This window comes from Corynebacterium suedekumii, assembly GCF_030252185.1.
Lineage (GTDB): Bacteria > Actinomycetota > Actinomycetes > Mycobacteriales > Mycobacteriaceae > Corynebacterium > Corynebacterium suedekumii.
Window position 1 is genome coordinate 267,820 of the sequence record NZ_CP126970.1, and the last position, 14,022, is coordinate 281,841.

14 protein-coding genes, 5 tRNA genes and 1 pseudogene are annotated in these 14,022 nt (G+C 66.5%); 8 read left to right on the forward strand and 12 right to left on the reverse strand.

Features of this window, described 5'->3' with window-relative positions; translation table 11 throughout:
- Nucleotides 1–308: 308 nt before the first annotated feature.
- Together murA and ramA are read right to left on the reverse strand one after the other, a co-directional pair.
- Nucleotides 309–1,562: a UDP-N-acetylglucosamine 1-carboxyvinyltransferase gene (gene murA / locus QP029_RS01295; RefSeq protein WP_284875110.1), complete on the reverse strand. Its 1,254-nt coding sequence runs from the start codon at nt 1,560–1,562 to the stop codon at nt 309–311.
- Nucleotides 1,563–1,603: 41 nt separating this feature from the next.
- On the reverse strand, nt 1,604–2,446 hold the full coding sequence (gene ramA / locus QP029_RS01300; protein WP_284876116.1) for an acetate metabolism transcriptional regulator RamA: 843 nt from the start codon (nt 2,444–2,446) through the stop codon (nt 1,604–1,606).
- A 298-nt stretch (nt 2,447–2,744) separates the two neighbouring features.
- Here ramA and cysK point away from each other — a divergent pair, with 298 nt between their 5' ends.
- Nucleotides 2,745–3,677, forward strand: coding sequence for a cysteine synthase A (cysK, locus tag QP029_RS01305; RefSeq protein WP_284875111.1), 933 nt, complete (start codon nt 2,745–2,747; stop codon nt 3,675–3,677).
- Between the two features lie 122 nt (nt 3,678–3,799).
- Entirely contained in the window at nt 3,800–4,366 is a 567-nt protein-coding gene (gene epsC, locus QP029_RS01310; RefSeq protein ID WP_284875112.1) for a serine O-acetyltransferase EpsC, read from the forward strand.
- Nucleotides 4,367–4,413: 47 nt separating this feature from the next.
- On the opposite strand, the gene QP029_RS01315 is transcribed toward epsC, so the two are convergent.
- The 5 genes from QP029_RS01315 to QP029_RS01335 form a co-directional block, all read right to left on the reverse strand.
- A complete protein-coding gene (locus tag QP029_RS01315) occupies nt 4,414–4,704 on the reverse strand; it encodes a GNAT family N-acetyltransferase (protein WP_284875113.1) in 291 nt (96 codons plus the stop codon).
- 137 nt (nt 4,705–4,841) lie between these two features.
- A tRNA-Phe gene (locus QP029_RS01320) sits at nt 4,842–4,914 on the reverse strand.
- A 28-nt stretch (nt 4,915–4,942) separates the two neighbouring features.
- Nucleotides 4,943–5,016 (reverse strand) — tRNA-Asp (locus tag QP029_RS01325).
- Between the two features lie 219 nt (nt 5,017–5,235).
- Nucleotides 5,236–5,309 (reverse strand) — tRNA-Asp (locus QP029_RS01330).
- A gap of 22 nt (nt 5,310–5,331) precedes the next feature.
- Nucleotides 5,332–5,404 (reverse strand) — tRNA-Glu (locus QP029_RS01335).
- 133 nt (nt 5,405–5,537) lie between these two features.
- On the opposite strand from QP029_RS01335, the gene QP029_RS01340 reads away from it, so the two are divergent.
- The gene (locus QP029_RS01340; RefSeq protein WP_284875114.1) at nt 5,538–5,873 is read left to right on the forward strand and encodes a metal-sensitive transcriptional regulator; all 336 of its coding nucleotides are present in this window, start codon (nt 5,538–5,540) and stop codon (nt 5,871–5,873) included.
- A 6-nt stretch (nt 5,874–5,879) separates the two neighbouring features.
- Here the strand turns inward: QP029_RS01340 and QP029_RS14240 are convergent.
- Both QP029_RS14240 and QP029_RS01355 read right to left on the reverse strand, forming a co-directional pair.
- Nucleotides 5,880–7,164, reverse strand: a pseudogene (locus QP029_RS14240) (DUF2254 domain-containing protein).
- Nucleotide 7,165: 1 nt separating this feature from the next.
- Nucleotides 7,166–7,495: a DCC1-like thiol-disulfide oxidoreductase family protein gene (locus QP029_RS01355; protein ID WP_284875117.1), complete on the reverse strand. Its 330-nt coding sequence runs from the start codon at nt 7,493–7,495 to the stop codon at nt 7,166–7,168.
- Between the two features lie 436 nt (nt 7,496–7,931).
- On the opposite strand from QP029_RS01355, the gene QP029_RS01360 reads away from it, so the two are divergent.
- From QP029_RS01360 to QP029_RS01370, 3 genes are read left to right on the forward strand one after another with little or no spacing between them, the layout of a single operon-like run.
- Nucleotides 7,932–8,213, forward strand: a complete 282-nt coding sequence (locus QP029_RS01360) for a hypothetical protein (RefSeq protein WP_284875118.1) — start codon at nt 7,932–7,934, stop codon at nt 8,211–8,213.
- A 2-nt stretch (nt 8,214–8,215) separates the two neighbouring features.
- On the forward strand, nt 8,216–8,362 hold the full coding sequence (locus QP029_RS01365) for a hypothetical protein (RefSeq protein ID WP_284875119.1): 147 nt from the start codon (nt 8,216–8,218) through the stop codon (nt 8,360–8,362).
- Complete coding sequence (locus tag QP029_RS01370) at nt 8,362–8,997, forward strand: hypothetical protein (protein ID WP_284875120.1); 636 nt, start codon at nt 8,362–8,364, stop codon at nt 8,995–8,997. Before QP029_RS01365 ends, QP029_RS01370 begins: the two co-directional genes overlap by 1 nt.
- A 199-nt stretch (nt 8,998–9,196) precedes the next feature.
- Here the strand turns inward: QP029_RS01370 and QP029_RS01375 are convergent, their stop codons facing one another.
- The 3 genes from QP029_RS01375 to scpC all read right to left on the reverse strand — a co-directional run bounded on the left by QP029_RS01375 (nt 9,197) and on the right by scpC (nt 11,744).
- The gene (locus tag QP029_RS01375; RefSeq protein ID WP_284875121.1) at nt 9,197–9,913 is read right to left on the reverse strand and encodes an NADPH-dependent F420 reductase; all 717 of its coding nucleotides are present in this window, start codon (nt 9,911–9,913) and stop codon (nt 9,197–9,199) included.
- 143 nt (nt 9,914–10,056) lie between these two features.
- Nucleotides 10,057–10,129 (reverse strand) — tRNA-Lys (locus QP029_RS01380).
- Between the two features lie 109 nt (nt 10,130–10,238).
- On the reverse strand, nt 10,239–11,744 hold the full coding sequence (scpC, locus tag QP029_RS01385) for a succinyl-CoA:acetate CoA-transferase ScpC (protein ID WP_284875122.1): 1,506 nt from the start codon (nt 11,742–11,744) through the stop codon (nt 10,239–10,241).
- Between the two features lie 274 nt (nt 11,745–12,018).
- Between scpC and dusB the strand changes: the two genes are divergently transcribed.
- Nucleotides 12,019–13,176 carry a tRNA dihydrouridine synthase DusB gene (gene dusB / locus QP029_RS01390; RefSeq protein WP_432418691.1) on the forward strand — a complete coding sequence of 386 codons (1,158 nt, stop codon included), beginning with the start codon at nt 12,019–12,021 and terminating at the stop codon, nt 13,174–13,176.
- Nucleotides 13,177–13,284: 108 nt separating this feature from the next.
- The gene (gene phoU, locus QP029_RS01395) at nt 13,285–14,022 is read left to right on the forward strand and encodes a phosphate signaling complex protein PhoU (RefSeq protein WP_284875124.1); all 738 of its coding nucleotides are present in this window, start codon (nt 13,285–13,287) and stop codon (nt 14,020–14,022) included.

The window sequence follows — 14,022 nt, forward strand, 5'->3', positions numbered from 1 at the left end:
CGGCACGCACCACCCACAACCAGTATCAGACCGGCTACAGGGGGTTGACCAGCACAATCATCATCAAAAAACAAAAGTACATTGGCACACTATTGAGTTCTCACACAACATCACCACACCACGACACCAACCACGCGTTTGTGGTCAATCCGTTGGCGGGATACTTTTCGTCAGGGCCTGTTTTCCTCTCGCCTGCTCGCATCTCTGCGGGGCGCTGTCGGTCGCGCTGACTCACATAAAGTTACACACCCCGCCACACCGACACAACTCCCCAGGTCAGAGGCCGTAAAACCCGCCCCTTCAACCCGCTAAGAAACACGCGTGATCGTGGCGCCCAGCTGCTGCAGGTGCTCGACGAAGTGCGGGTAGCCGCGGTCGATGTGGTGCACATCGTGGATGGTGGTGTCACCGTCGGCGACCAGGGCGGCGAGGACGAGACCTGCACCGGCGCGGATGTCGGAGCTCCACACCTCGGTGGAGGAGAGCTGCTCGATGCCGTGGAGGACCACGTGGTGCCCGTCGACCGAGGCGTTCGCCCCGAGGCGGAGCATCTCGTCGACGAAGCGGAAGCGGGACTCGAAGACGTTCTCGGTGATCACGCTCATGCCCTCGGCCACGGCGGCGATGCCGATGGCCATGGGCTGCAGGTCGGTGGGGAACCCGGGGAAGGGCAGGGTCTGGTAGTCCACCGCAAGGGGGCGCTGGGCCATGCGGACGCGGAATCCGTTCTCGAAGGTCTCCACGTCGGCCCCGGCAACCTTGAGCTTCTCCAGTGCCAGGTGGAGGTGGCGTGGGGCGATGCCGCCGACGGTGACGTCGCCGCGGGTCATGGCGGCGGCGTAGGCCCAGGTGCCGGCGACGATGCGGTCCCCGACGACGCGGTGCTCGGTCGGGTGGAGCTTGTCCACGCCGTCGATGGTGATGGTGGAGGTGCCGGCGCCGTCGACTCGCGCGCCCATGGAGTTGAGCATCTCGCAGAGGTCGATGATCTCGGGTTCGCGGGCGGCGTTGTCGAGGACGGTCCGCCCCTCGGCGAGGACCGCGGCCGTGAGGATGTTCTCCGTGGCGCCGACGGAGGGGAAGTCGAGGGAGATCCGGGCACCGCGGAGGCCGTCGGCCTCGGCGACGACGGCACCGTGGGAGATGCGGGTGGTGGCGCCGAGCTTCTCCAGGCCGGACTGGTGCATGTCGAGGGGACGGGACCCGATGGCGTCACCGCCCGGTAGTGCCACGACGGCCCGGCCGCAGCGGGAGGTCAGAGGTCCGAGGACGCAGACGGAGGCGCGGAACTGCCGGACGGCCTCGAAGTCAGCGTCGGGCTTGAGTTCGGCGGGGGTGGTGATGCGGACGGTCTCGCCGTTGATCTCCACCTCGCAGCCGAGGCCTTCGAGGACGTCACGCATGAGTGGGACGTCGAGAATTTCGGGGCAGTTGGTCAGCGTCGTGGTGCCTTCGGCGAGCAGGGCGGCGGCCATCAGTTTGAGGACGCTGTTCTTTGCGCCGCTGACTTTGACGGCGCCCTGCAGGCGGGCTCCTCCGGAGACTACGAATCGATCCTTCACGCCATCCGAGCGTAGCGGAGTCCCCTTTCCCGGGCGGTGACTCAGGGAAGGGCGCCGATGCGGCGGGCGGCGTTGACCGCCTCGTAGCGGGTGTGGGCGCCGAGTTTGCGCATGACGGAGCGCAGGTAGGACTTCACGGTCTCCGCGCCGATGCCCATCTCCTCGGCAGCCTCGACGTTGGTGTGGCCGAGGGCGACGCAGGACAGCACGTCGAGTTCGCGGGCGGAGAGCTTGGTGGACTGCTTGACGCGGACGGGGCTGACCATCTGGTCGCACAGCTGCTCCAGCTCGCGACGCACGCTGTCGTCGTCCACCCGGTTGGCCAGCATGCGCAGCTTGGAGTGGGTGGAGCGGACCTGCTCCCATTCGGCGCCGTTCATCACGCGGCCGGTCTTGGAGCCGCCGACCTTGCCTCCCTCGGCGCGTCGCAGAGCGGAGTTGACGGCGAGGTCCTGCTCGAGGGTCCGTGCGGTCATGGTGACCTCCTCGATGACCTTGTCGCCGAGGCGGACCGGGGAGTGGACGCCGACGTAGAGGACGCCGCGGATCTCCCGGTTGACGATCACGGGCACCGCCACGAGGGAGTGCAGCCCCTCGTCCTGGATGGCGCGGTCATTCTCGTGGGAGATGGTGCTCGCGCGGGTGTAGTCGGAGACACCGACGGGGCGGCGGGTGCTCACCACGCGGCCGCCGACGCCGGATCCGGCCTCGATGATGAGGTTCTGCAGGGCGGGGGTACGCAGGCCGACCCACTGGGTGATCTGCAGTCGGTTGTCCGGCAACAGCGTGGCGTACATCGTCACCGGGATACCCGTCGCCGTCTTCAGGGACGTCAGCGCGGTGCGGACAGCCTCGTCATCATCCTTGATGCGTTGAGATTCCATGATCGTGGTCACCCTCCTGCGGGGACACCCGTCCAGGTGTACCCGAGGTACACATTGACGAGGTCACTTGTTTATCCAATTGGGCATTATAACGCGCCACCGGGGGTAGACAGAAATCTAACCCGCCGGAACCGGCCCCACCCGATGTTCCGGCGGGGTACAGGAGCCAGGGGTAACCGCCCCCACCCCGCCCCGAGCCGTCCACACCACCCGGTCTATCCACTATGGACTGTGCTGTCTAGTTCTGTGGTGTAGGGTGGACGGAAGCAACGAACCATCACACGTGAGGAGTCCCGTCATGGGCATCTACAACAACATCCTGGAAACCATCGGCAACACCCCCCTGGTCCGCCTCAACGGCATCACCGAGGGCCTGGGCGCCACCGTCCTGGCCAAGGTCGAGTCCGCCAACCCGGCGAACTCCGTCAAGGACCGCATCGGTAAGGCCATCGTCGACGCCGCCGAGGCCGACGGTTCCCTCAAGCCGGGCGGCACCATCGTCGAGGCCACCTCCGGTAACACCGGCATCGCCCTCGCGCTGGTCGGCGCGGCCCGCGGTTACAACGTCGTCCTCACCATGCCGGAGACCATGTCCACCGAGCGTCGCGTGCTGCTGCGCGCCTACGGTGCGGAGATCATCCTCACCCCGGGTGCCGCGGGCATGCAGGGTGCGGTGGACAAGGCCAACGAGATCGTGGGTGAGCGCGAGAACGCCATCCTGGCCCGCCAGTTCGCGAACCAGGCCAACCTGCGCATCCACCGCGATACCACCGCGGAGGAGATCTGGCGCGACACCGACGGCACCATCGACATCTTCGTCGCCGGCGTCGGTACCGGCGGCACCATCTCCGGTGTGGGCCAGGTGCTCAAGGAGCGCAAGGACGACGTGCAGATCGTCGCCGTCGAGCCGGAGGCCTCCCCGCTGCTGACCACCGGCAAGGCCGGCCCGCACAAGATCCAGGGCCTGGGCGCCAACTTCATCCCGGAGGTCCTCGACCGCAAGGTTCTCGATGACGTGCTCACCGTCTCCAACGAGGACGCCGTGGCCACCTCCCGCGAGCTCGCCGTCAAGGACGGCATCCTCGGCGGCATCTCCGCCGGCGCCAACGTCAAGGCCGCTCTCGAGCTGGCCGCCCGCCCGGAGAACAACGGCAAGACCATCGTCGTGGTCATCCCGGACTTCGGTGAGCGTTACGTGTCCACCATCCTCTACGAGGACATCCGCGACTAATCCCCTGCTTATCGACGCCCGCTCCACCACCGAGGCCACATCCTCACGGTGGGGCGGGCGTCGCGCATGTAAATCCCCGCGCACCGCGGTGGGCGGGGACCCCGCTGTTACACTCGGGTGCCATGTACAGCCTCGTGAAGAGAATCCGGGAAGACCTGCGCAACGCCCGCGAGCACGACCCCGCCGCCCGCGGTGACCTCGAGAACGCCCTCGTCTACTCCGGGCTCCACGCGATCTGGGCCCACCGGGTCTCCCACTGGCTGTGGGGCCGCGGGCTGCGTGGTCCGGCCCGCATCCTGGCGCAGCTCAACCGCTTCTTCACCGGTATCGAGATCCACCCGGGGGCGACGATCGGCCGCCGCTTCTTCATCGACCACGGAATGGGCATCGTCATCGGCGAGACCGCCGAGATCGGTGACGGCGTCATGCTCTACCACGGGGTCACCCTCGGCGGTCAGGTGCTCACCCAGACCAAGCGCCACCCCACCATCGAGGACAACGTCACCATCGGCGCCGGCGCCAAGGTGCTGGGCCCCATCACCATCGGCGCGGGCTCCGCTGTCGGCGCGAACGCGGTGGTGACCAAGGACGTGCCGGCCGACCACATCGCCACCGGCATCCCCGCGAAGAACCGGCCCCGCGGCAAGGACGAGAAGATCAAGCTCGTCGACCCGGACTACTTCCTCTGAAAAATCACGAAAGCTCCCCACCGGGGGAGCTTTCGTCGTATCCGGGGTCAGGCGACCAGGTCGGCGTACTCCTCGTTCTTGCCGATGAAGTGCTGCACCGCAGAGCAGGAGGGGATCACCTTGCTGCCGTTGGCGCGGGCGTCGTCAAGCGCCGCCCTGATCAACGGTGAGGACAGTCCCTGCCCGCGGAAGGCCTGATCCACCACGGTGTGGTTGAAGTCGAGGACCCCGCCCGGACGCGGGACGTACGAGCAGTAACCCGCCTCCCGGCCGTCGACGGAGATTTCGTAGCGCTGCTTCGCCTCGTTGTGCTTGATGGTGTGGTTGCTCTCGGACATGTGTCTCCTCAGGTGTGTCGGCTTCTGGACGACAAGTATGCCCGCATTACCGGGGACGGCGCAGGATCTATATTCAGCCCCACCCCGGAATGCACAAAATCCCCTGCCCGAGAACCTCGGACAGGGGATTGAGAGTGTGGCCAGAGCCAGGATCGAACTGGCGACCTTCCACTTTTCAGGCGGACGCTCTACCGACTGAGCTATCTGGCCGGAAACTGTCGCAGACGGACAATCTCTGCGACCCTGACGGGACTTGAACCCGCGACCTCCGCCGTGACAGGGCGGCGCGCTAACCAACTGCGCCACAGGGCCTTATTCATTTCTCTCGCGCTTCCGGGCTTCCCTGTGGGCTGCCCCGTTGCACGAGATATCACTCTACACAGACGCTCTTTAATGCCACAAATCGGGAGGTCAACCGCCATTTTCGGCGAGTTTTCACGCCCTTGTTTGCGCCCCTCCCACGCTCCCGGAGGGCCGGCGACGACAAAGGCGCCGACCCGGAAAGATTCCGGACCGACGCCTTCATGTGAGCGACCCTGACGGGACTTGAACCCGCGACCTCCGCCGTGACAGGGCGGCGCGCTAACCAACTGCGCCACAGGGCCTTACCTTGAGGAGTCAACCTCGTACCCCCAACGGGATTCGAACCCGTGTCGCCGCCGTGAAAGGGCGGTGTCCTAGGCCACTAGACGATGGGGGCCAGCCGATGATCCGGAGAACTCCGGGCCACTGATGACTGCCCTTGAACAATACTTGACGCGGGGGCGGGAACAAAACTGCTGCATCCGGCGCTATTCTGAACAGACGCGTTGAACCAGAAAGGCCGTGAGCACATGACCACGAACTCCCCCGCCGACCATTCCACCTGCTCCTGCCACGAGCCTGACGTCCACGGCTACAACGAGAACAAGGCGAAGTATCTCGCCCGACTCAAGCGCATCGAGGGGCAGACCCGCGGCATCCACCGGATGATCGACGAGGACCAGTACTGCATCGACATCCTCACCCAGGTCTCCGCGGTCACCTCCGCCCTGGAGAACGTCGCCCTCGCACTCCTGCAGGACCACATCTCCCACTGCGTCACCGGCGCGGCCACCGAGGGCGGGGACGCCGCGGACGAGAAGATCGCGGAGGCCATGAAGGCCATCCAGAAGATGGTGAAGTCCTGACCTCCCCTAACCGACGGGTTCCGGCTCCACCGCCACCAGCTCCCGGCACCGCTCCAGGGTGGGGCGGTACTTCTCGACGCCCGCCACCAGCAGATCGTCCACCATCGCCCGGAGCGCCTCCGGGACCTGCGCCGAGCCGCCGGAATAGTGATGGACCTCCGCGATCGATTCCTCCACCAGGGTGGCGATCTCCTGCGGACGGTGGACCACCCGCACCGAGCTCTCCCGGTCGACCGTCGCGTCATCGTCGGCGATGTACGGGCTCGGGTCGCTACAGGTGACCAGGTACCGCAGGACGCGGTGGAGTTCATGCACCGCCTGGACGGCGGTGGTCGGATCGTTGGTGCCCGGGGACAGGGCACGGTCGGCGATGTCGACGAGCTGACGCAGGCCGAAACCCACGTCCTGCGTCATGGTGCGCTCCATCCGGACCCCCACGGCGTCGATAAGCAGCGAGCGGTCCTCCTCACTGAGCTCACCGTCCCACCACACCCGGAGGATGTCCTGCCCGGCGACGACATACTCCCCCACCGAACGGTCAATGGTCACCACGGCCTCATTGTTCGCCGCCCAGTCCAGCACCCGCTGATAGTTGAACCACACGATCGTCCCCGGGATCCGGGGACCACGTCGGCCCCGGGGTCTGCCGTTCCCCGGAGTACGGGGAGTAGATCCTCTTCGCCAGGGCCAACGTCTCCTCACCGATCGCCGAGACGGCGTTCGCGACCTTCATCGAGGACATGATGTGCCGGATGAAGGCGAGGAAGAAGCCCAGACATCCCAGCACCATCGCGAAGGCCAGTGTGACGGACACCCGCGGCACGAAGCCGTCATCCTGGCCCCGGTCATTCCACACGTAACGGGTGACCGTGAGGGAGAACACGAAGGTGGCCAGGAAGATGGCCAACGTTCCCTGGACAATCCGGCTGCGGAGGAACCCGTCGAGCATGCGGGGGCTGAACGAGCTGTTGACCAGCTGGAGGACCACCAGCGTGTTGGAGAACACCAGGCCCGTCACCGAGATCGTCGCCGACGCAATCACCCCGAGCACCTCACGCGCGGCGTCCGGGCCACCCTCGAAGGCGAAACGCAGCGGATCCTCACCGGAGTCCGCCTCCAGGGTCGGGATGACCACACCCGCGATGAGCGCCGCAACCACGCTCACAGCCGGAATCATCCAGAACGGCGTCCAGATGCGGTGCCACCATGTCTCCTGCGGAACGTCCGGAACTGATCCCCGGACCCGCACGCTCTCGTGCTCAGTAATCTGTTCGCTCACGGACGTCAGTATGTCACTGCCCGGGCACCCTGCAGGCCGGTTCACCGACGAGACGGGAGAGCCGGTGTCGCTGCCCGGCGATGAGTCGGTACGCCGTACTGAAGACGGGATCGAGGACCGGTGTCCCGAAGATCCGGCCGAGCAGACGCACCGGGAGGTTCCTGCCGGCAGTGGCCAGGGCCCGGCCGATCGCCCGGTGCCCGAGATGGTCCTCCCCGCCGGCCCGGAAGATCGCATGGTGACGCAGGCCGGCCGGTCGCACATCAACGCCCGGCGCGAGACGGACCAGGGCCTCCGCGCTGCGCTGGCAGAAGCCGCAGTCCCGGTCATAGAGGAAGATCATGCCGCCGAGGGTAGTCCCCCGGGGCCCTGAGGCCACCCCCGGACGGACAACGAACAGCGCGGCCCTGATCGACTGGTCAATTATCGTGACCCCCGCCACCCAGCCACCGGGACAGCCGCTCAGCGCTGGGGACCGCTCACGGCTCCCCTCGGCGATGTCTGAGGTATCCCCGCCGGACACCCCGGTCAGCGTTTTCACAGGCGGCGGCTCGGCCACCGGAGCCACGGGAAGCAGTACTTTCGTCGACCGTCGAACAGTGCTCCGCCGCAGGTCATTCGGTACATGAAACAACAGGCACCCCCTTACTGAATCTGATTTTCGTTCAGCCATTGAGGGCACGGAGGGATAGATTTAGCCTTTTCTTCGGATTCTCTTAGCTTCAACTTATTCGTGCCGAGAATCCGTTCCCAGAGTCCCCGTCCCGAAAGGAACCACCATGAAGATCCGTCAGCTCATTGCCGCCGGCCTGCTCGCCACCGCGACCGTCACCGCGTCCGCGGGCGCCGCAGCAGCAGCACCCGCCACCACCGCGGAGACGACCACGACCACCGAGACCTCTGACGAGAGCTCCGCCGTCGACCCCACCGGTTCCTCCGACTCCGAACGCTCCTCCGAGTCCTTCTTCGACGAGGTTGACGCCACGACCGTCGGCGGATGGCTCGGCTCCACCACGGGCCTCGTCGAGTCGATCCTCGGCCTCGTCGGAAAGCTCGCGTAAGTATGGGCGCCGACACCAACCCGCACGCAGACCTGCCCCAGGACCCCTACGACGACCCGATGCCCGGACTCCACTGGTTCGATGAGGTGGGCCCGTCACTGGTCGAGGCAATCAAGACGATGCTGGGCTTCGCCACGGGGGTGATCTGATGAAGCGGACCCGGCTGCTCACCGGGCTGGCGGCCGTCGTCGTGGCCGCGGGCATCTGCTCACCGCAGGCCGCAGCCGCCGACAACGGCACCTCCTCCACCTCCCCCTGGTGGGATCCGACCGCCGTGATCGAGTCCCCCGTCAACCCGGCCCGGGCGGAAGGAACCTTCGACTCCGTCAGCTTCACCGACGCCGCCGACGGCGACCACGAGGTCACCCTCATGGACACCAGCGGACCCGGCCCCCTGGACGGCCGGAAACAGCCACGTGGTCTGCTCGTGGCCGAAGCATCCGGCTACACCCCCGGCCAGTACTACACCGTGCGCGTCCGCCTCCACGAGGCAGACTCCGGAACCCCGAAAGGCACCTACACCTGGCTGACCTACCGGGCCACCGACGACGGCAGGCTCCACATCAGGCTCCCCCTCACCCTGCCGACCTCCCTGCAGGCCGGAGACCGGGTCGTGGGCGTGCCCACCGTGTACAACGCCAATGACGTCCGTCGCGACGGCCGCCCCAACAAGGTCGACGAGAACTGCGTCCTCCAGTGCGAGCGCGTCGCCCCGTTGACCGCCTGGACCGACTATCAGGACCCCGGGGCCATCATCACCATGACCGCCCCCGCGACAGAATAAGGAGAAACCATGGACACCGGACCCGCCCCCTTCCCGGGCTATTTCGATCAGGACGCCCTGGACTTCAGCGTCTCCATCGTGGAGACGATCCTGGGTACCATCGGCAAGATCTTCGGCGCGTTGTAACCACCGCACAGCTGCGGCCCTGGGGCCTCCCACCGGTGGGAGGCCCCAGGGCCGCGTCGCTGTCCCTTTCCGCTCAGAACTTTCGCTCCGACGTCTCCACACGGACAGCGGAGTCCAACCGGGCCTTCACCTGATCCACGGAGGTCGGGCCGGCGGTGGAGCTCATCAGCTGCTCATCCGGGGTCTTTTCATCCGCCAGGTAGATCCGCGTGTAACCAGCGGATTCCGGCTCAAACCGCCACGCCTCCGCAAGGTCGCCTGCGTCGACGACATCGAAGCCGAGCCGGTCGAGGATCGCCGCCGCTTCCCGACGGGCCGCGGGATCGTCGGACGCGACGGGCAGTGCCGTGCGGTCCGGCGCACCAGCCGGCCGGGCGAGCTGCGGGATGTGGTGCGCGAGAATGTTGCTGAACGCCTTGACCACCCGGGCACCACCGAGCCAGTTGCGCACCAGTTCGCCGGTGGTCAGCGAGTTGTCGTCGAGCACGGGGACACGACCGTCCCGGTACGGGTAATAGTTGCTGGTGTCGAGGATCAACTTCTCCCCCAACTGATCAACCGGGATGTCCCGCACCGCAAGGAGCGGGACGGACAACACGACGGCATCCGAGTCTCGGATCGCCTCCTCCGCCGTCCCGGCAGAGGCACTGGGACCGAGTTCGGCCACCAGATCCGCGAGCGATTCCGGCCCCCGGGAGTTGGACACAATGACCTCCATGCCCGCTCCAACTGCGAGGCGCGCGATCGCCGAGCCCATGTTTCCACTTCCGATGAATCCGAGTGTCTGCATGCCGCGATTGTAGGGCGGGCTACGCAGCGCCGGCAGCACCCGATTCTTGTCGCCCCTGACGCAGGTCAGAGGGTGTCGGCGAGCCTGAAGAACAGAACCAAGAAAACACCCCCGTTCTTCACCATGAAGATCGGGGGTATGTGTGGGCCCCGTGGGACTCGAACCCACGACCTGCGGATTAAAAGTCCGTAGCTCTACCAACTGAGCTAGAGGCCCGTGCGTCAGATAGTAGTGCCCGCCCGCGACCGAACGGAAACCGGGGCACGCAAGACGCCCCGCCTGCACGCGGAGGTGCGGGAGGGGCGATGCGTCGATAAGCGAAGAGCTACTTCTTCATCGAGCCGGTCTCCAGGAACCGCTGGTGGAACGCGAACGCGGTGGCCAGATCGTGCGGAGTCTGGTGGAACTTACCGGCGTTGGCGCGCTCGACGTACTCCTCGAGCAGCGGACGGTAGTCCGGGTGCGCGACGGCGATCATCTTGGCCACGCGGTCACGCGGAGCCAGGCCACGCAGGTCGGCGACACCGTACTCGGTGATGACGACCATGGCGTCATGCTCGGTGTGGTCGATGTGGGAGGCGAACGGGACGACCGCGGAGATGTCGCCGCTCTTGGCGTCCGACGGGGAGATGAACGTGGAGATGCGGGCGTTACGGGTGAAGTCGCCCGAGCCGCCGATGCCGTTCATGATGCGGGAGCCGGCCACGTGGGTGGAGTTGATGTTGCCGTAGATGTCGGCCTCGATCATGCCGTTCGAGGAGATCAGGCCCACGCGACGGATGACCTCCGGGTGGTTGGACACCTGCAGCGGACGGGTGATGATGTGCTCGCGGTAGCGCTTGGCCTCCGCGTTCATCTTCTCCGCGTACTCCGGGGACAGGGAGAAGGAGGTCGCGGACGCGACGGTCATCTTGCCGGCGTCGATGAGATCGACCATGCCGTCCTGGATGACCTCGGTGTAGGCCTCGATCTTCTCGAACTTGGAGTCCAACAGGCCCGCCATCACGGCGTTCGGGACGTTGCCCACACCGGACTGCATGATGTAGTTGTCGTACGCCAGACGGCCGGCCTGGACCTCGCCCTCGAGGAAGTCAAGGAAGTAACCGGCGATCTTCTTGGACACGTCATCGATCGGCTTGAACGGGGCGTTGCGGTCCGGGGCGTCGGTCTCGACGACGGCGACGACCTTGTCCAGGTCGATGTCGATGTAAGTGTTGCCGATGCGGTCACCGGTGTTGCTGATCGGGATCGGGGTGCGGTTGGGCAGGTGCTGGATGCGGTAGATGTCCGCCATTCCCTCGAGGTCGAGGGACTGCCAGTCGTTGACCTCGATGATGATCTTGCGTGCGTTGTCCAGGTAATCGACGTTGTTGCCCACGCCGGAGGACGGGATGAGGTGACCCTCCTCGGTGATGCGGGTGACCTCGACGACCGCGACGTCGATGTTCTTGCCGAAGAAGCCGTGCTCAACCTGCTGGCCGGAGTGGGACAGGTGGATGTCCTGGTACTTCATCTCGCCGGCGTTGATGGAGTTACGCATGATCGGATCCGACTGGTACGGCATGCGGTAGTTGATGGCACCGGCCTCAGCCATGACACCGTCACAGTCCGGGGCGGTCGACGCACCGGTGAGGACGTCCACCTTGTAGGTGTCACCCTTGGCCTGCGCCTCCTTCGCGCGATTCGCGATCGCGGTCGGGATGGCCTTCGGGTAGGCGGCGCCGGTGAAGCCGGACATACCCACAACGTCACCGTTGTCGATGAACTGAGCAGCCTCATCGGCGCTCATGACCTTGCCGCGAAGATGGGCGTTGGCGATCCGATCGGACATGAAGTTCCTCCTGTAACGCGGGCCTTCCGGGGCCCTGACAATCTGGGATGTATGCAGGTATTCTGCAGCTGTTCGCACTGACGATGCCGGCCCGGCGGGACAGCGCCACCAGCAGGGAGCTGTGAGACACGCTGAACCGACACCATTTAGTTACGCTCACCACATTAGCGGATGTGGCGACTGGCCGCCGTCATGCTCGCAGTTATGTGAAATCGTACGATTCGGCCCACATCACCCGCCGGATTTTTGGGCCCCGCCACCCCCAGGGGGGACAATGGACGACGTGACTGTCTCCATCGGCAACCTGACGCTCAACTCCCCCGTCGTGCTCGCCCCCATGGCCGGGGTGACCAACGTCGCCTTCCGCACCCTCTGCCGCGAGCAGGAGATCGAACGCACCGGCACCGTCTCCGGACTCTACGTCTGCGAGATGATCACCGCCCGCGCCCTTGTGGAACGCAACGAGAAGACACTCCACATGACCACGTTCGCCCCGGACGAGAACCCGCGCAGCATGCAGCTGTACACCACTGACCCGGAGTACACCTACAAGGCGGCGAAGATGATCGTCGACGAGAACATGGCCGACCACATCGACATGAACTTCGGCTGCCCCGTCCCCAAGGTCACCCGCCGCGGCGGCGGCTCCGCCATCCCCTACAAGCGCCGACTGTTCGCCAACATCGTCGCCGCCGCCGTCCGCGCCACCGAAGGCACCGACATTCCCGTGACCGTCAAGTTCCGCGTCGGCATCGACGACGAGCACCACACGCATCTCGACGCCGGCCGCATCGCCGTCGAGGAAGGCGCCGCCGCCGTGGCCCTCCACGCCCGCACCGCCGCCCAGCGCTACTCCGGCGAGGCCGACTGGTCCGAGATCGCCCGCCTGGTCGAACACCTCGACGGCTCCGGCATCCCCGTCCTGGGCAACGGCGACATCTTCGCCGCCGACGACGCCCGTCGGATGATGGCCGAAACCGGCTGCGACGGCGTCGTCGTCGGCCGGGGCTGCCTGGGCCGCCCCTGGCTGTTCGCCGAACTCTCCGCCGGCCTGCGCGGCGAGGAACTCCCGCCCGCCCCCACCCTCGGTGAGGTCACCCGCATCATCATCCGCCACGCCGAACTCCTCGCCGCCCACGACGGCGAAGAACACGCCTGCCGCGACCTGCGCAAGCACATGGGCTGGTACCTCCGCGGCTACCCCGTCGGCGGCCAGCTGCGCGCCGACCTCGCCCGCATCACCTCCCTGGCCGACCTGCGCGAGAAACTCGCCCCCTGGGCCGACTCCGACGCCATGGCCGACGACGCCGACGGTGCCCGCGGCCGACAGGGCTCCTCCGCCAAGGTCGCCCTGCCCGACGGCTGGCTCGACGACCCCGAAGATGACATGGTCGCCGCCGCCGGCGCCGACGCCATGAACTCCGGCGGCTGACCTATCCGGGCCCACTCAGGCCCGAATGGGGCTGGGCCCCGACCACCGGATGTGGCGTTGCCACCGGTTGCCCAGCGTTCCGGTCCACCAAGTCATATGATGGACCGCATGCGAGCAGCCTATCGGGAACATCTTGAGAGTTTCGCCCATGACCTCATCGTCATGTGCGATTCGGTGCAGTCGATCATGGCCAACGCCTCCGAGGCACTGCTCAGCTCCTCCCTCGAACCGGCGGAACAGGCACTGTCCACCGCCGACGAACTCGAGGAGGTCCGGGTCCGCTGCGAGGAACGCGCCGTCGCCCTCCTGGCCCTCGAAGGCCCGGTCGCCCGCGACCTGCGCCAGGTCGTCTCCTCCATCTACATCGTCGAGGACTTCGACCGCATGGCCGCCCTGGCCATGCACATCGCCAAGGCCGCCCGCCGCCGTCACCCCGAAAGCGCCGTGCCCGAACCGATGAAGGGATATTTCCAGGAGATGGCCCGCCTGGTCGGCGAGATGGCGGAGAAGACCCGCGACATCCTCGTCGACCCCAACGCCGACGTCGCCCTCGTTCTCGGCGAGGACGACGACGCCGTCGACGACCTCAACGAGTACATGCTCACCCTGCTCACCCAACGCGAGTGGGAACACTCCACCCGCGAAGCCGTCGACGTCGCCCTGCTCGCCCGCTACTACGAGCGCTACGCCGACCACTGCGTCAACGTCGCCGCCCGCATCGTCTACCTCTCCTCCGGCCTCAACCCGGCCCAGTACGTGGAGAAGCAGGAGCGCGACCGCGCCGAGGCTGACATGACCCAGCGGTTCGAGGAACTCGAGCGGCTGTTCTCCCAGCACCGCCGGTAA